Raw genomic sequence first — 17,700 nt, forward strand, 5'->3', positions numbered from 1 at the left:
GTTTTGTTCCGTCTGCTTTTTTTTATGTTCTGCGCTTTTTCACCACATGCTTCACATATTGAATAAAAAAATAGAGCACGGCGCCAGCTAAAAAGCAGACCACACATCCAAAGAGCGTCGCCTCTGAACTGAATTGATACTCTTCAATTTTCATGATATAAAATGGCATGCCAAACATTGATGGACTTGATTCAACATGATTGACCTCTAGCAGCAGTAAAAAAACAGGGGTCATAAACACAGCAAATACATACAGCATCGCAAGTGTTAAACCGCTGGAAAACGAATGAAATACTTTAATCATCTCTTTCTCTCCTTCATCTCTTTTAAACTGGCTGTGATATTTTTCCCGTCTGGGCAAGCTGGATGCAGCATCACCGTATTTAGTAAAGAAAAAAACAGCAGTTGATGACTTACCGGATGTTTCCATATCATAAAAAGCACAATCGAACAAAGCACCGGAAAGAGCGGGCCTGCAAGTGCCACCATCATATTGAAGCTCGGCCGGACAAATTTCTCATGGACGACCGCCACATGCTTCCAATCAATCGTTATCACAAAATCAAAGAGCGGTCTTTTTTCAATTTTGTTACACACCATGATCATCAGCATATGACCGAGTTCATGTATCAGCACAACCGCTAGGAAACTACACACAAGCTCTATCATCGCAAGACAGGCCTCTTTAACATGACCGCATAAATACAGCTAAAAAATGCAAGTGAACCTAGCAGATAGGCGGTGGCGAGAAGATACACATCTGTTGAAAGCCACTTCAATAAAAGCATATCGATGAAGCTGAATACAGCAATCATCATTACGATGACAAACAGTTTATTAAACTCACTGATCTTCACGATAAATCCGGTACAGGCCGCCATGACAGTGATCAACAAAATGGACAAACTTGCAAGGACATGGCCTTCACTTTCAATGCCTATCACCATAGATGCAAACCCAATAAACACAAAATATATCAACAAATTAATAGCGTAATAAAATAAAATTCTCGACAACAAATAAGCGCCCTTTGATGTATTTAACATAAAGATGGCCCTTTGATTCATATGATATTCTCTGCCAATCATCAGCGGAAGCATGATCAATATTTCCTTTAACGCATACTGAACAATAAAGGCATACAGCCAGCCGATTTCTACCGGTGTAAAAACAAATGGCAGCCCCGCCGTTAAACAAACGAGAAATAAAAACAAAATGCCCTGTTCTTTAAAAACAGCTGACCGGCTGAAATAGACCAATTCCTGCCGCAGGTGCGTTAGAAAGGAAGATTGCGTTCTGATTTTCTTATAAGAAAACGACTTCACCTCTGTTTTCAGCTGCAAAAACATCCAATGGACATAAGAAGCCGCTAACCCCTTCAGCCATAGCCAGCCAGCGCTTAAAAGGATCATTAGAAATATGAGATAGACTGATGGCCATACGCGGATCATCTCCATTGCTTTTTGCAAAAGGAGAAACACCAATAGATTCAGCACCGCAAAGCCAAGCGTTTGCAGCAGCAAATGCTCTTTTGTTTTTGATACGAAATGGCTCACAGCAATCCGCATTAACATCCAAGAAGCAAGCGCAAGCAGCGCCAGTACACAGCAAGTCATGCACACAACCGTTATCCAATAAAGAGATGGCGTAACACCGCTGATCAAAAGGCCTAATACAATCGGTAAAAAAAGCAGTCCAACCACGAGGAAACAAAAGAGCATCGGAAAGAAATATACACAAAGGACAAATGGCAAACTTTGTACCGCACTATTCAAAAAGTAGAATTGATATTCCTGGCGCTTTAATTTATTGCGGGATAACACAATACCTGCACTTAAAAGTAAAAGCGTCATTTTCATCAATTGGAGGTATAGAGCAGTTGGCTCGCTTTCTCCTGCCTGCATGAAAAAGCGCAGGCTGATAACGACGTATATCGCATACATGAGCAAGAAAAAAGCCGCGGCTGCGAGAAGCTGTATAGGGTACTTTTTTGCGAGCTGCTTGACTTTCGCTGTAAGCATCCCCCATTCTATTTTATGAAGAACGTGTCGTGTCCAGATCATTGAGTAACCTCTCCACCTGCATATAGTAATCTCGGTTCACTTCTTTATAAATCTCTTCAAGTGCCTGATGAGGAAATGTCTGATTCGTTTCTTGGCGGGACATATCCAGTTTGACGTCACCATTTCTCAAGATCATGAGATGGTCATAAAGCGTATCACCAAAACTCAAATGATGGGTTGAAATGAGAATGCCAGCGCCTTGCTCTCTCAGCTTCGTGAGCACCTTTTTTAAGATGATCATCATATCTGGATCAAGTCCGTTTGTTGGCTCATCGAACACATAATAATCACATGGCCTGAGGAGCTGGGAAATGATCTGTGTTTTCTTTTGATTGCCATGAGACAGCTGAGCGATAGGCTGATCCATATACGCCCCCAGCTCAAACAGATCAATAAACGTCTCTTCCCGTGTGACATCTTGCTCATTTGGCAGCTGAAGTAATTGAAAGTATTCCCTCGGCGATAAATAATCGAACAACGAATGGTCATCAGGAATATAGGAAACATGTTTTTTCAACAAGGAGATATGTTCTGAGGATTGAAGGTTCAGCTGTTTACCATGTAAAGTGACGCATCCTATAAATGGCGTCAGCCCAAACATGGATTGGATCATCGTTGTCTTTCCCGCACCATTATGCCCCAAAAGCAGCAGCATCTGCCCTTTCTCGACACTTATTTGAATATTGCGGAGAGAGAAGGTGCGGCTATATGTTTTTTCTTTTAATTGTAATGTCAGCATCATATCCCTCCGTTTGATTCAGATAGAACAGATGACCATGCATCTGTTCTCATCCCTGTTAATAACCACACTGGATTTTAACGTACATGCCTAATAATTTGAACTCTCCTAAAAATTTCGAGCCCTGTCCAAAGGTCTTGCATGCCCAAATCAATGCTCCAAGTGAAATAATGCCCAATATAGCGGCAAGGACATAAATCCAAAATGCGTTTTTCTGTACATTCTTAGAAGTTAGAATTCGTTGCTTCCTTTCATCATATGCCGCCAACAGGTGAAGGACATACATATACACACCTACTGGAAAACGAAGGCTAAAAGGATTCAGCATCTCATCACCCCCTAATATATGTAAAATGATACCACCCCCTTACAGAAAGCATAAGTTCATTTCAGATCATATTTTTAGACGAATTTTCATGATTTAGTGCTTATAAATGGAGGGGGTTTTGACTTCTTCTCTAACTGAAGGAGGAGGTTTTACAGAAATAGGATAAGTCAAATGAATTAGCCAGCGGATTTCGCTCAACAAAAAAAACGCTGCGTCCCGCTCTCATGAAAGAGTGGGACGCAGCGCATAGCTGACATTATTTATTCAAGTTATAGAATGTTGCAATGCCGTGATATTGTGCTGTTTCAGCCAATTGATCTTCGATGCGAAGTAATTGGTTGTATTTCGCCACACGGTCCGTACGAGACGGAGCACCTGTTTTGATTTGTCCAGCGTTTGTTGCAACAGCGATGTCTGCAATTGTGCTGTCTTCAGTTTCACCAGAACGGTGAGAGATGACTGCTGTGTATCCTGCGCGTTTTGCCATTTCGATTGCATCAAATGTTTCAGTTAATGTACCGATTTGGTTTACTTTGATCAGGATTGAGTTACCAACGCCGTTTTTGATTCCTTCAGAAAGCTTCTTCGTATTTGTAACGAACAAGTCGTCTCCTACTAACTGAACCTTGCTGCCAAGGCGCTCAGTTAATAGTTTGTGACCTTCCCAGTCGTTTTCATCAAGGCCGTCTTCGATAGAGATGATTGGGTATTTCGATACCATATCTTCATACCAGTCAACCATTTCAGCAGATGTTTTCACAACACCTTCGCCTGATAAATGATATTTACCGTCTTCTTTGTTGTAGAACTCAGAAGATGCAGCATCCATTGCAAGTTTCACTTCTTCACCTGGTTTGAAGCCAGCTTTTTCGATCGCTTCAACGATTGTTTGAAGTGCTTCTTCGTTAGAACCAAGGTTTGGAGCGAATCCACCTTCGTCACCTACAGCTGTGTTTAAGCCTTTTGCGCTTAATACAGATTTCAGGCTATGGAAGATTTGAGCGCCCATGCGAAGTGCTTCACGGAAGTTTGGAGCACCTACAGGCATAATCATGAATTCTTGAATGTCTACGTTGTTATCCGCATGCTCTCCACCGTTGACGATGTTCATCATCGGTACTGGAAGCGTTTTGGAGTTGAATCCACCAAGGTATTGATAAAGTGGAATTTGTAAGAAATCAGCAGCCGCACGTGCTACAGCGATAGATACGCCAAGGATTGCGTTTGCGCCTAATTTCCCTTTGTTTTCTGTTCCGTCAAGTTCGATTAACATTTTGTCGATCGCTACTTGTTCTGTTACATCAAAGCCTAAAAGCTCTGGTGCAATGATTTCGTTTACGTTGTTTACAGCTGTCAGAACACCTTTTCCAAGGTAACGGTCTTTGTCTCCATCACGTAGTTCTACTGCTTCATATTCACCAGTAGAAGCACCACTTGGAACAAGCGCACGGCCAAAGCCGCCAGATTCTGTGTAAACTTCTACTTCAACTGTTGGGTTACCGCGAGAGTCTAATACTTCGCGTGCATATACGTCAACAATGTATGGCATTTTTAATTTCTCTCCTTTTGAATCAATTTGTTATTTTTGAATCAATGATGTTCCTGTCATCTCTTTTGGTTTTTCAAGGCCAAGTAAGTCTAAAAGCGTTGGAGATAGATCGGCTAAAATGCCGCCTTCTCTAAGCGTCGCACCTTTTTTCGTCACGATGACTGGCACAGGATTCGTTGTATGTGCAGTATGCGGCTTTCCTTCTTCGGTAATTAGCACGTCTGCGTTACCGTGGTCTGCCGTGATGATGGCATGTCCGCCTTTTGCCAGGATTGCGTCGACTACAGCTCCTAAGCACTCATCTACTGCTTCAATGGCTTTGATTGTTGGCTCAAGCATACCTGAATGACCAACCATATCCGGGTTAGCAAAGTTCAGAATGATCGCATCATGCTTGTCAGCATTGATGTCTGCAACAAGTGCATCCTTTACCTCATAAGCGCTCATTTCCGGCTTGAGGTCATAGGTTGCCACATCTGGTGAATTGATTAAGATGCGGTCTTCACCAGGAAATTCTTCTTCACGGCCACCGCTCATAAAGAACGTCACGTGAGGATATTTCTCTGTTTCAGCAATCCGCAGCTGTTTCAATCCGTTTTGAGCAAGCACTTCTCCTACTGTGTTATCCAAATTCACTGGTTTGAAGGCAACATAGCCGTCAACCGTTTCACTGAAGTGTGTGAAGCAGACGAAGTGTAAATTCTTCGGATGAGCTTCTCCGCGGTCAAACGAGCGGAAATCTGCATTTGTGAAAGTGTTCGAGATTTGGATGGCACGGTCTGGACGGAAGTTATAGAAAATCACAGAGTCGCCGTCGTTTACTTTGGCAACCGGCTCACCATTTTCTCTCGTAATGACAGATGGAATAACGAATTCATCGTAGATTCCATTTTCATAGGAGTCATCAACGACATCATAGATGTTTTGATAACTTGGGCCTTCACCATACGCCATCGCGCGGTACGCTTTCTCCACACGATCCCAGCGTTTGTCACGGTCCATTGAGTAATAGCGTCCAGAAAGTGTTGCCACTTCACCGACACCGATTTCTTTGATTTGTTCTTCCAGCTGTTTTAAGTACACTTTGGCTGTCTTCTGACCAACGTCACGTCCGTCCAAGAAGCCATGAATGTATACCTTTGTTAAGCCTTCTTTTTTCGCCAGCTTCAGCAGGGCAAAAAGATGCTGGATGTGACTGTGCACACCGCCGTCTGACAAGAGACCAAATAAATGAAGCGCCTTGTCATTCTCTTTTGCATAAGTCATTGCATCTAGGAACGTTTCGTTTTTCTCAAATTCCCCATCACGAATGGCAACATTCACTCTTGTTAAGCTTTGATACACAATGCGTCCTGCACCGATGTTCAAATGCCCCACTTCAGAGTTCCCCATTTGACCTTCCGGGAGACCTACTGCCTCACCTGAAGCCGTTAAGGTTTGATGCGGAAATTCGTTCCAGTAGCGGTCAAAGTTCGGTTTTTTTGCTTGTGCGACAGCGTTACCGACTGTTTCGCCTCTTAAACCGAACCCGTCTAAGATGATTAATGCAGCTGGTTTCTTACTCATATTGACCTTCCTCCAATAATTGAACGAAAGACTGAGGTTCTAAGCTTGCGCCGCCTACCAAAGCACCGTCAATATCGGATTCTGCCATATATTCTTTAATATTTGCCGGCTTCACGCTTCCGCCATATTGAATGCGAAGGCTGTCTGCCGCTTCTTGACCAAATTCGCTTGCAACGGTTTGGCGGATGTGTGCGCAAACGTCGTTTGCATCTTTCGCTGTAGAAGATTTTCCTGTACCGATAGCCCAGATTGGCTCATAGGCAATCACAGATTCAGCCACTTGCTGCTTCGTTAAACCAGCTAGTGCTTTCTTCACTTGATCAGCGACAAGTTCATTTGTTTTGCCAGCTTCACGCTCTTCAAGCGTTTCACCTACACAAATAATTGGAACGATGCCATGCTTGAATGCAGCATGTGCTTTTTTGTTCACTGTTTCATCTGTTTCTGCAAAGAATTCACGGCGCTCTGAATGCCCAATCACTGAATAGCCAATGCCTAGATCTTTTAGAGCAGCAGGGCTGATTTCACCAGTGAATGCACCATTTTCTTCAAAGTGCATGTTTTGTGCACCAATTTTAAGGTCTGTTCCGTTTGATAGGCTGTTTAGCTTTTCAAGGAAAAGAGCTGGCGCACAGACAATGGATTCCACTTTGTCAGGAGATGGAATAGATGACTTAACTTCTTCAACAAAGCTGACTGCTTCGCCAAGTGTTTTGTTCATTTTCCAGTTCCCAGCTATAATTGGTTTTCTCATGATTGACACTTCCTTATAGCAGTTTTGGTCTTATTTATCGTTTAATGCAGTAACACCAGGAAGTTCTTTGCCTTCCATAAATTCAAGTGAAGCGCCGCCGCCTGTAGAAATATGGCTCATCTGATCGGCAAGACCAAATTTCTCAACAGCTGCTGCTGAATCTCCACCGCCAATGACAGAATATGTATCTTTTGCTTCTGCCAGTGCTTCTGCGATTGCTTTTGTTCCTTTAGCGAATGCATCGATTTCAAATACACCCATTGGTCCATTCCAGACAACAAGTTTGCTGTTTTTAATAACGTCAGCATACTTTTCTCTTGTCTCTGTTCCAATATCAAGTGCTTCTAGATCACTTGGAATTTCAGAGATTGGCACAATGCTTGTATTCGCATCATTTGAAAAGTCGTCGGCTACCAGAACATCTGTTGGAATCAGGAAGTTCACGCCTTTTTCTTTTGCACGGTCCATAAAGGATTTCGCTAAATCTACTTTGTCTTCTTCTAATAGAGATTTCCCTACCTCGTGGCCAAGTGCTTTCACAAATGTGTAAGCAAGTCCGCCGCCGATGATGAGGTTGTCTACTTTATCAAGAAGACTTTCAATCACACCGATTTTATCCTTTACTTTTGCGCCGCCGATAATCGCTGTAAATGGGCGATCAGGATTTGAAATGGCTTTTCCTAACACCTCAAGCTCTTTTTGCATGAGGAAGCCTGAAACAGCCGGAAGATAAGCTGCAATTCCTGCTGTCGATGCATGTGCACGGTGTGCAGCACCGAACGCATCATTGACATACACATCGGCTAAATCAGCAAATGCTTTTGATAATTCAGGATCGTTCTTTTCTTCACCAGGATAGAAACGAACGTTTTCAAGCACTAGCACATCTCCTTCTTTTAAGTCAGAGATTTGCTTTTTCACGTTGTCGCCGTAAGCTTCATCTGCTTTTTTCACTTCTTTTCCAAGAAGCTCTTGCAGACGTTTTGCCACAGGTGTCAGACGCAGTTCTTCAGTAACTTGACCCTTCGGACGACCCAAATGACTAGCTAGCAGTACCTTTGCGCCTTGTCCTGTTAAATACTCAATCGTTGGTAATGCTGCGCGGATACGAGTATCATCCGTCACTTCTCCGTCCTTCATTGGAACGTTAAAATCTACGCGGCAGAACACAACTTTACCTTTTACGTCAATGTCTTTTACTGATTTCTTATTCATGCTCGTCAGGAGATCCTCCTTTATTCTGGTTTCCTTACGCATTGGACAAGACTCTCTTTATCCTTTTCCCATTTTGCCCTCATCAAAACGAGAAATCGTGCAGAACGGATAAAAACAGAGAAAAAGGGAAAGGGATGCTTCCCCTTCCCTTGTCCGTCTTCATTATATCGTGTCTCTAGGAAAGAACCAAGTGAGTTCCTTCAGTGTGAGAAATTAAAGACCTTGTTTTGCAATGTAAGCTGCAAGGTCAACAACGCGGTGAGAATATCCACTCTCGTTATCGTACCAAGAGATCACTTTCACCATGCTGCCTTCCATCACCATTGTAGAAAGAGCATCGATTGTTGAAGAGTTTGCATTACCATTGTAGTCACCAGATACTAATGGCTCTTCGCTGTAGCCAAGGATTCCTTTAAGTTCTCCTTCAGCTGCTTCTTTAAGTGCTGCATTTACGTCTTCAGCTGTTACATCTTGGTTTAATTCAGCAACAAGGTCAACTAAAGAAACGTTAGGTGTTGGAACACGCATAGCGCCACCGTTTAATTTACCTTTAAGTTCAGGCAATACAAGTGAAACAGCTTTCGCAGCACCTGTAGAAGTTGGGATGATGTTTTCCGCAGCTGCACGAGCACGACGGTAGTCTTTGTGCGGAAGGTCAAGAATTTGCTGGTCATTTGTGTATGAGTGAACAGTTGTCATCATACCGCGTTTGATACCAAATTTATCGTTAAGTACTTTTGCAAATGGTGCTAAGCAGTTTGTCGTACAAGATGCATTAGAGATGACATCGTGGCTAGCTGCATCGTATTTGTCTTCGTTTACACCCATAACGATTGTGATATCTTCTTCGTTAGCAGGAGCAGAGATGATGACTTTTTTAGCGCCAGCTTCTAAGTGTTTCGCAGCGTCTGCACGTTTTGTGAAGAATCCAGTAGATTCAACAACGATTTCTACGCCTTGTTTACCCCAGCTTAATTTCGCAGGGTCACGCTCAGCTGATACTTCGATTGTTTTACCGTTCACTACTAAGTTTGTACCGTCTACAGAAACCTCTGCATCTAGTTTTCCGTGAACAGAGTCATATTGTAAAAGGTGTGCAAGCATGTTAGCATCTGTTAGATCGTTAACCGCTACTACCTCAACTTCAGGATTATTTAATGCTGCACGAAATACGTTACGTCCAATACGTCCAAATCCGTTAATACCGACTTTTACTGCCATGATGTTTCCTCCTTTTATAGGTCACAATGTTTTATATTGAGGGATCAATTGACTCCCTTAATAACTCTTTTGCGGCTCCTTCGTCTGTGACGAGAACCGTTCGGCGTGGTTTTTTGAAATAAGCTTCAATCGCCCCCGCCTTTGATGATCCACCTGCAACAGCAATGATGTGTGGAATGCTTTCTAGATCATCTAGCTGCATGCCGACGGAGTGCACTTTGTGTACGACCTCACCATCACGATTAAAGTAATAGCCAAAGGCCTCTGTCACTGCGTCATGCTCATCAATCTTTTTTAAATCTTCAGCTGGTGTATTTCGTCTCATCGCCATTGTTTTTGCTTCACCAATACCATGAATGAGCATCGTGGACGATTTAATCGTTTGAAGCACTTCTTTGACGGACGGCTCTTCAATAATGGAAGAGTAAGCACCTTCTGACAGCTGTCCTGGAACAAACAGCAGTTTGTAAGTACCGGAAGCTTTTTCAGCCATGTGGGCACAAATGGTGTTTGCCTGATTTTTTACATTCTCCCCAAGACCGCCTCTCGCAGGGACAAACATCATATCGCGGTTTTTGGCATCAGGGGTCATCATTTCGGCAACGGCTTCCATCGTCGTTCCGCCAGTGACGGCGACGATATTATTTCCAGTAAACCTTTTTTTCATACATTGGACAGCAGCTCTTCCCATTTCTTGCTTCACCCACGGGGATTCGTCACTGTCACCAGAAACGATAATGACTTCTTCCAGGCCTAACTTTCTCTTTAGTGTATTTTCCAAAAAGGTTAAACCTAAAACGTCCTTCATCATTCCTTCAAGCATTTCAAGCAAAGCGTGACCCTCACTCGTCAGCATCATGCCGCTCGTTTTGACATCCAGCAGATTTTGTTCTTTTAGAAACTGAACTTCAGCACGTAAGATGCGCTCACTGAGACCAAGACTCGTCGCAAGACTTCTGCGGCCAATTGGTTCAGCTAATCTGATGTACTGCAAAATGTCGTAGCGTTTTTGCATAACAATGAGAAGATCTGGCAATAATTTTTTTTGAGCTTCCAATAAACGATTCATGGCTAACGACCCTTTCTTTTCACGTTGGACTAAAAACGTCCCACTGTGACAAAAAACGTCCCGCCACAGCCAAAAAAAATCAATCCCTGCTTTCTTTAATTATTTTAACAGGATAATCTTGCATTTTCAACTCTTAGAAACACATTTAGACAAAAAATAGACACATTTTCACCGAAAGCCTGCTTGTCATCAAGGTTCTTGCGATGATATTTCTTTTCAAAATATTTATTTCCCTTTATATAGAATGAATACACGATTGAAAATGTGCATGCTGGTGATATCAGCATGCACATTTTTTTCAGGACCTGCTTATGTTTTTGTGATGGTTCCAAACTGTTTTGCCTCTTCCTTCGGTTTGATTTTAAGATAATAAATGATGTAGCAGGCGGCCATGAACGGGATTCCGCAATAAAGGCCGATCCGCTGATCCTCGATAAAAAATAAGCTGATGAGGACGATGCCAAATGCGATAAAGCCTGCTAATGGAACAAATGGATAGAGCGGTGTTCGGAAGACGAGATCCTTTACATCTCCGCCCTCCTTTATGAATTGTTTTCTAAAGAAATACTGAGACAAGCAAATGGACATCCACACCACAACAAGGACCATACCAGAAATCGAAATGAGCCACACATACACCGTTTTTGGTGCTACAACACTTGTAAGCAGAGATAGTGCAGATACACCCATTGTCACCAATAATGCATTGATCGGAATTTTACGCTTGGACAGTTTTTTCGTAAAGTTGGGTCCTTTTCCGTCTTTCGAGAGCGCCCAGAGCATACGTGATGATGCATATAACCCAGAGTTTGCTACAGATAAGACGGCTGTGATGATGATAAAATTCATGATATCTGCAGCATATGGTATGCCGACCTTGTCCAGCACGACGACAAACGGACTGTCGACGGTGCCTGCTGTCTGCCACGGAAGAAGAGCGGCCAGAACCGCAATGGATAAAACGAAGAAGACCATCGTTCTCCAAATAATATTTCGTATAGATCGCGGCAATGTTTTTTCAGGGCTTTCACTCTCTCCTGCGGCAATCCCTACAAGTTCTGTTCCTTGAAAGGAGAAATTGACCGTGACCATGGTTAATAAAATAGCAAAAACACCGTTAGGAAATAGTCCGCCATGATCCGTCAAATGACGAAATAGAGGGGCTGGTTCTCCATCTTTCAGATGAATCATTCCGAAAATTGCGCCAATTCCAATGATAATAAATAATAGGATGGCAGCGACCTTAATGGCTGAAAACCAAAACTCGGTTTCAGCGAAGCTGCGAGCTGAGATGGCATTCACGGCAAATAAAATCACACTAAATGCAAGACACCACAGCCAAACAGGGATATCTGGGAACCACCTTTGGAGCAAAATGCCTGCTGACGTAAACTCCAGTCCAATTGTACATGCCCAACTAAACCAATAAAGCCAGCCGATCATAAAGCCTGTGGACGGGCCTATATATTTGGTTGCATACTCTTGAAAGGAACCCGCTGTCGGCATCGCCACTGCTAATTCTCCAAGACAGAGCATCACCAAATACATTAACAATCCGCCAATGATAAAGGAGAGAATGGCTCCCCCGGGTCCAGCCTGATGGATAATGAGTCCTGATCCAAGGAAAAGACCAGTACCAATGACGCCGCCTAAGGCAATCATAAAGAGATGCCTGCTTTTCATGGAACGTTCTAGTTCATTATGCTGTTCTTGCTTCAAATCCGCTTCCCCACTTTCACTCTTCTATTCATCATCCTTTGACAAAATTCGCTGTTCGTGGAAAGAGAAAGGGAGAAAGTGATGGTTCTCCCCCTTTGACATTTATGCTTGAAATAATGCTTCAATATGACCAATCGCCCAGTCTAAATCTTCTTTAGAAATAGTGAGAGGCGGTGCAAAGCGGATGACGGTCTCATGGGTTTCCTTACATAACAGTCCTGCTTGTTTCAGCTTCTCACAATAAGGTCTCGCAGCCTCTGTCAGCTCCATGCCGATAAATAATCCGCGGCCGCGCACTTCCTTGATAACAGGACTTTGAATGCGAGACAGTTTGTCTTTTAAGTATTCGCCAAGCTCCATAGAACGCGCTGCAAGGTTTTCGTCGATTAAGACATCTAGTGCAGCCAGCGACACCGCACACGCAAGAGGATTGCCGCCAAAGGTAGAGCCGTGAGACCCGGGGTTAAACACGCCTAATATATCGCGGTTTGCTACTACACACGAGATTGGGAATACACCGCCGCCTAAAGCTTTCCCAAGAATCAGCATATCTGGCTCAATGTCTTCCCAGTCGCATGCAAACATCTTGCCTGTTCGCGCTAATCCGACCTGAATTTCATCTGCAATGAACAGCACATGTTCCTGTTCACAAAGCGCCTTCGCTTCCTTCAAGAAGCCCTCTGGCGGCATGACAATTCCCGCTTCCCCTTGAATAGGCTCAATCAGAAAAGCCGCTGTTTGTGGTGTGATGGCTTCACGTAACGCTTCAATATCTCCGTAAGGAATCAGTTTGATGCCTGGAAGCATTGGACCGAAACCTCTTTGATATTCTGCTTCAGAAGAAAGGGAAACAGCCGTCATTGTTCTGCCATGGAAATTTCCGACGCACGCAATGATTTCTGCGCGATTGTCTTCGATTCCCTTGACGTCATAGCCCCAGCGTCGTGCTGCTTTTACAGCTGTTTCTACAGCCTCAGCTCCAGTATTCATAGGGAGTGCCATCTCTTTATTCGTCAGTTGACAAATTTTCTCATACCATGGTCCAAGCTGATCATTGTGAAAAGCTCTTGAAGTCAGTGTCACACGGTCTGCCTGTTTTTTGAGCGCCTCAATAATGCGGGGATGGCGATGGCCTTGGTTCACTGCGGAATACGCACTCAGCATATCCATATATCGATTGCCTTCAGGGTCTGTCACCCAAACTCCTTCAGCCTCTGAAATCACAATTGGCAGCGGATGATAGTTTGCCGCACCGTATTGTTCCGTTTGTTGAATCAATTCATTTGTCTGTGTCATCGTCTATTCCTCCTTCTATAAGCTAGCCTTTTTTAAATTAGGTTCATCTACACACATATGATATGCAAGGATCGTGCCAACTTTCTGCCTGCATCATGGCGCTGATTGTAAAGGCTATTCATGCAAAATATATTTGCACCTGCAAATTTTTTTAGAGGAAACCGCAAAATTTTTCATGTAAAATAGAGGTAACGTCTGGAGGTGCCGCAATGAAAGAAGATTCGTATACTGCAAAGCTGGCAAATGAGATTGATCTGTATAAGCAAATGCTCGATTTAATAGATGTCGGGGTTCATGCAATTGACGAGAATGGCAATACTGTTGTTTATAATAAAAAAATGATGGAGATTGAGTCTTTGAAACGCTCTGATGTTCTCCATAAAAATGTATTAGACCTCTTCGTCTTCCAAGACGAAATGCACAGTACGCTCGTCCAAGCGCTGCGCACTGGGAAACAAACCGTTCATGCAAAGCAGACGTATCATAATTACAATGGAAAAGAAATCACAACGATTAATCATACATACCCGCTCGTTCGAGATGGCCTCATCCAAGGAGCGGTTGAAATTTCGAATGATGTGACCAAGCTGGAACGGCTGATTCACCACAATATGAAGAAAAAAGGAAGCACACGCTTTACCTTTGATTCCATTATTGGACAAAGCCCTGCGTTTTTAGAGGTGATTGAGCATGCAAAACGAGCAACACGCACCTCTTCCTATGTGCTCATTGTAGGAGAAACAGGAACAGGAAAAGAACTATTTGCTCAAAGCATTCATAACGGCAGCAGCCGGTCATCTGGACCATTTATTACCCAGAATTGCGCGGCACTGCCTGATAATCTCATTGAAAGTCTGCTCTTTGGCACACAAAAAGGGGCTTTTACCGGCGCAACTGATCAGCCCGGTTTATTTGAACAGGCGCAGGGTGGTACACTTCTGCTTGATGAGATCAACTCATTAAATCCTGGTCTTCAAGCAAAACTGCTGCGCGTATTACAGGAGAAGCGGGTGAGAAGGTTAGGCAGCACAAAAGAAATCGCTGTTGATGTAAGAGTCATTGCTAATATGAATGAGGACCCTGTTGATGCGATCGCAGGCGGACGCATGCGCAAGGATTTATTTTATCGGCTAGGTATTGTCACCTTATTTATTCCGCCGCTTTCTGAGCGAAAAGAAGATATTCCTACGTTTGTCAGTCATTTTATTCAAAAATATAATGAGCTGTTTCAAATGGAGGTGAAGGCGGCTGATGAAGAGGTACTAGCCCTTTTTCAAGCGTATGATTGGCCGGGGAATGTACGGGAACTGGAGCATGTGATTGAAGCGGGGATGAATATGATGATGGATGAGGATTACTTAAGCATGCATCACCTTCCATATCATTTTAGATTTAAACAACATAGGGAAAGCCGTCCTGCAGCGCAATTACAGACGAATCCTTTGCAGCATACCGCAGCAGCTGACACGTTTATTTATACAAGCCCAGAACATACGACTGATTTTCAAACCCAGATGGAACGATTCGAAAAACAATACATCGTCCATTACTTAGAAAAAATGGACGATAATATTTCACAGACTGCAAAGATATTGGGCATGAGCAGGCAAAGTCTGCAATATCGCATGAAGAAACTGCATATTTCTCGTTCATAATAGAGCTGTGCCCTCATTCGGCACAGCTTACTGTGGTTCTGACTGTCCTGCCGGTTCTTGACTCACATCACTCAGCAGTTTTTCTACATTTTTTAAATGCGTGAGCATCGCCCTTTCTGCTTCTTCTGGCTGTCTTGCCATAACAGCTTTGTAAATGTGTTCATGTTCTTTGTAAAGCTGCCGAATGGAGGCTTTCTTTGAAAACAAGACGACTTTTCTCGTTTCCCGCATTGTTTCTACCAGCAAGGTGGAGACCTGATTCATTAACGCCTTTAATAAATCATTCTTTGAGGCTTTGGCTAAAGCGAGATGGAAGGAGAGGTCTGCCTCTTCACCAATTTCTTTATGCGCTTCTGCTAGTTTCATTTGTTCGAGTGCCTCACGCAGCTGATGAAGGTCATCGTCCGTTCGCAAAAGCGCTGCCTTTTTGACAGCACCCGTCTCAATAATGGTTCTTAATTCAAGGAGTTGCGTGATATCATGCTGCTTCATTAAAAATGCAGGAGACAGACTAAATGTGAGCTGCTCAGGATCGAACTGCTTCACATACGTGCCTTCCCCTTGTTTCATCTCTATTAATCCGATCGCTTTAAGAGCAGACAGTGCCTCTCTTACAGCGGAACGGCTGACTTGAAAGCTTTCTGAGAGCGCTTGAACCGAATCTAATTTTTCCCCTGGAAGAAGCTCACCTGTACGAATGGATTCAATTAATGCATCCGCAATTTCTTCATATATTTTTTTCGTTTTGATTTGTTTATATTTCAATTGGTCTCACCTCATCACTGTTGTCTATCCCTATCGGCTCATGCCCTATCTTATACTTTACCCCAAAATTTCAGATCACACGTCTCCCCTCTTTAATTTTCAAGAAATCTTCGGGCTGCCTTGCTTTCAACAAAAAAAGAAGCACGTGCCATGTTCTGGCAAGTACTTCTTTTTAATCGTAGCGCTTCCTCAGCGTTGAGGCTGGGAGATTCATTTGTTCGCGATATTTTGCAATGGTTCTGCGCGACACGCGGATGCCAAAGGTTTGCTGAAGCAGCGTCATGATTTGCTGATCTGAATACGGCTTTTTCTTATTTTCCGTTTGAATGAGCTCTGCAATATGCGTTTTGACTGTGTAGCTGGACGCCTCTTCTAGCGAATGCCCTTCTAATTTTGCTTGGAAAAATTGTTTCATTTCCATGAGACCATAAGGGGTTTGCACCATTTTCCCTTTTACAGTACGGCTGACTGTTGACTCATGGACTTGCAGTATATCTGCGATCCGCTTCATAGTAAGCGGTTTCATTTTATGTTTCCCTGTTAGGAAAAAATCCGTCTGATGTGAGATAATCTCTCGAACGACATGAGTCATCGTTTGCTTTCTTTGCCTCAGCGCTTGGACAAGCCAATTGTACTGCTGCTCTTTTTCCTTTAAATACGTGTATGCTTCGTGCCGCTTTTGGTCTTGAATCATGGCGAAGTAGCCTTCATTCATTTCAACGTCTGGAAAAGCGCGCTGATTTAGCTCAAATGTGATGTGATCCTGCACCACAGTAATCGTCACATCAGGCTCGATATACACATGCTCTTCATCAGATGAGAAATGAAGGCCTGGTCTTGGTTCAAGCTGAGACACTTCATCTTGTACCGCTTGGAGTGTTTTCATTGAAACACCTGTTTTCGCCGCAATTTCCTTCCAAGCCTTTCTGGCAAAAAGAAAGAAATGCTCTTCGATGATCAGCTCAGCTTCATACCAGCGCTCCTTTTTTCTTCGCAGCTGAAGGAGAATGCATTCCTGCAATGATCTTGCGCCAATCCCGGCAGGCTCTAGTGATTGCAGCTGATGAAGGATGGCTTCTACTTCTTCAGCTGGCACCTTTAAGACAGCTGCCATTGCGTCGATCGGTTCATTTAGATAGCCATTGGAATCAATGGACTCAATCATAAAATGAAAGATTCTTTGATTCTTTTCACTTAAATTCAAATCAATCGCCTGTCTTTTTAAAAACATTTGCAGGCTTTCTTTTTGATGCGTTCGATACGGCTCTGTCATTCGTTCTTGTGATTTTTTATGATAAACTGGTTGATAGCTGTCCGTGTCTTTCCGCTCAATCAGAGGGTTCTCAAGCGCTAACTGGTCAAGATACTCGCCGAGCTCTGCGCAATTCAGCTGCAGCAGCGTAATGGCCTGCCTGAGTTCTTGTGTGAGCACCTGCTTTAATACCTGTTCTTGTTGCAGTTTAAGGCTCATTGTCTCCCCTCCCTCTCATCATTTTACATGAAGATTGACGGACCGTATATACGAAATAGGAGTGATTTCTATGTCTGAACTTTTTTCCGTTCCATACTTTGTCGACAACTTGAAACAGCACATCGCCATGAACCAAAATGAAGACAAAGTTCATGCGATGAATGCCTATTACCGCTCAGTGGTGTCAACGCTTGTTCAAGACCAGCTGACCAAAAATGCGGTTGTATTGAAGCGAATTCAGCATCTTGATGAAGCCTATCAAAAGGTGAAAAAAGAAAGCGAATGAACGA

The 17,700-nt window shown here is 43.3% G+C and carries 17 protein-coding genes; 2 read left to right on the forward strand and 15 right to left on the reverse strand.

All coding sequences use genetic code 11. The features are described 5' to 3' along the window. Positions 1 to 22: 22 nt before the first annotated feature. The 13 genes from NSQ72_RS15405 to NSQ72_RS15465 form a co-directional block, all read right to left on the reverse strand. Positions 23 to 304: a hypothetical protein gene (locus NSQ72_RS15405; protein WP_039181498.1), complete on the reverse strand. Its 282-nt coding sequence runs from the start codon at positions 302 to 304 to the stop codon at positions 23 to 25. Further along, complete coding sequence (locus NSQ72_RS15410) at positions 301 to 669, reverse strand: hypothetical protein (protein WP_039181500.1); 369 nt, start codon at positions 667 to 669, stop codon at positions 301 to 303. Before NSQ72_RS15410 ends, NSQ72_RS15405 begins: the two co-directional genes overlap by 4 nt. Next, on the reverse strand, positions 666 to 2,063 hold the full coding sequence (locus NSQ72_RS15415) for a hypothetical protein (RefSeq protein WP_341084482.1): 1,398 nt from the start codon (positions 2,061 to 2,063) through the stop codon (positions 666 to 668). The genes NSQ72_RS15410 and NSQ72_RS15415 overlap by 4 nt, the downstream gene beginning before the upstream one ends. Next, positions 2,035 to 2,802, reverse strand: a complete 768-nt coding sequence (locus tag NSQ72_RS15420) for an ABC transporter ATP-binding protein (RefSeq protein WP_341084483.1) — start codon at positions 2,800 to 2,802, stop codon at positions 2,035 to 2,037. Before NSQ72_RS15420 ends, NSQ72_RS15415 begins: the two co-directional genes overlap by 29 nt. A gap of 58 nt (positions 2,803 to 2,860) precedes the next feature. Beyond that, positions 2,861 to 3,130 carry a hypothetical protein gene (locus NSQ72_RS15425; RefSeq protein ID WP_073979003.1) on the reverse strand — a complete coding sequence of 90 codons (270 nt, stop codon included), beginning with the start codon at positions 3,128 to 3,130 and terminating at the stop codon, positions 2,861 to 2,863. A 256-nt stretch (positions 3,131 to 3,386) separates the two neighbouring features. Then, positions 3,387 to 4,679 carry a phosphopyruvate hydratase gene (gene eno / locus NSQ72_RS15430; RefSeq protein WP_003212752.1) on the reverse strand — a complete coding sequence of 431 codons (1,293 nt, stop codon included), beginning with the start codon at positions 4,677 to 4,679 and terminating at the stop codon, positions 3,387 to 3,389. A 30-nt stretch (positions 4,680 to 4,709) separates the two neighbouring features. Continuing rightward, positions 4,710 to 6,245, reverse strand: coding sequence for a 2,3-bisphosphoglycerate-independent phosphoglycerate mutase (gpmI, locus tag NSQ72_RS15435; protein WP_039181511.1), 1,536 nt, complete (start codon positions 6,243 to 6,245; stop codon positions 4,710 to 4,712). Further along, positions 6,238 to 6,999, reverse strand: coding sequence for a triose-phosphate isomerase (tpiA, locus tag NSQ72_RS15440; RefSeq protein ID WP_017359213.1), 762 nt, complete (start codon positions 6,997 to 6,999; stop codon positions 6,238 to 6,240). Before tpiA ends, gpmI begins: the two co-directional genes overlap by 8 nt. Before the next feature lie 30 nt (positions 7,000 to 7,029). Beyond that, positions 7,030 to 8,214, reverse strand: coding sequence for a phosphoglycerate kinase (locus tag NSQ72_RS15445; RefSeq protein ID WP_024426073.1), 1,185 nt, complete (start codon positions 8,212 to 8,214; stop codon positions 7,030 to 7,032). 213 nt (positions 8,215 to 8,427) lie between these two features. Beyond that, positions 8,428 to 9,435, reverse strand: coding sequence for a type I glyceraldehyde-3-phosphate dehydrogenase (gap, locus tag NSQ72_RS15450; protein WP_007500174.1), 1,008 nt, complete (start codon positions 9,433 to 9,435; stop codon positions 8,428 to 8,430). Positions 9,436 to 9,466: 31 nt separating this feature from the next. Then, complete coding sequence (locus NSQ72_RS15455) at positions 9,467 to 10,504, reverse strand: sugar-binding transcriptional regulator (protein ID WP_039181517.1); 1,038 nt, start codon at positions 10,502 to 10,504, stop codon at positions 9,467 to 9,469. Between the two features lie 309 nt (positions 10,505 to 10,813). Continuing rightward, a complete protein-coding gene (locus NSQ72_RS15460; protein ID WP_058837626.1) occupies positions 10,814 to 12,187 on the reverse strand; it encodes an amino acid permease in 1,374 nt (457 codons plus the stop codon). Between the two features lie 138 nt (positions 12,188 to 12,325). Next, a complete protein-coding gene (locus NSQ72_RS15465) occupies positions 12,326 to 13,519 on the reverse strand; it encodes an ornithine--oxo-acid transaminase (RefSeq protein WP_039181526.1) in 1,194 nt (397 codons plus the stop codon). A 209-nt stretch (positions 13,520 to 13,728) separates the two neighbouring features. Here NSQ72_RS15465 and NSQ72_RS15470 point away from each other — a divergent pair, with 209 nt between their 5' ends. Beyond that, positions 13,729 to 15,174, forward strand: coding sequence for a sigma-54 interaction domain-containing protein (locus NSQ72_RS15470; RefSeq protein ID WP_059377570.1), 1,446 nt, complete (start codon positions 13,729 to 13,731; stop codon positions 15,172 to 15,174). A gap of 27 nt (positions 15,175 to 15,201) precedes the next feature. Here the strand turns inward: NSQ72_RS15470 and NSQ72_RS15475 are convergent, their stop codons facing one another. After that, the gene (locus tag NSQ72_RS15475; RefSeq protein WP_039181531.1) at positions 15,202 to 15,939 is read right to left on the reverse strand and encodes a FadR/GntR family transcriptional regulator; all 738 of its coding nucleotides are present in this window, start codon (positions 15,937 to 15,939) and stop codon (positions 15,202 to 15,204) included. 172 nt (positions 15,940 to 16,111) lie between these two features. After that, positions 16,112 to 17,410 (reverse strand): RNA polymerase factor sigma-54, encoded by a 1,299-nt coding sequence (gene rpoN / locus NSQ72_RS15480; RefSeq protein WP_039181533.1) that lies wholly within the window; start codon positions 17,408 to 17,410, stop codon positions 16,112 to 16,114. 70 nt (positions 17,411 to 17,480) lie between these two features. Between rpoN and yvfG the strand changes: the two genes are divergently transcribed. Then, positions 17,481 to 17,696 carry a protein YvfG gene (yvfG, locus tag NSQ72_RS15485; protein ID WP_024423509.1) on the forward strand — a complete coding sequence of 72 codons (216 nt, stop codon included), beginning with the start codon at positions 17,481 to 17,483 and terminating at the stop codon, positions 17,694 to 17,696. Positions 17,697 to 17,700: the final 4 nt, after the last annotated feature.

Source organism: Bacillus sp. FSL R5-0659 (assembly GCF_038008785.1).
GTDB classification, from domain to species: domain Bacteria; phylum Bacillota; class Bacilli; order Bacillales; family Bacillaceae; genus Bacillus; species Bacillus safensis.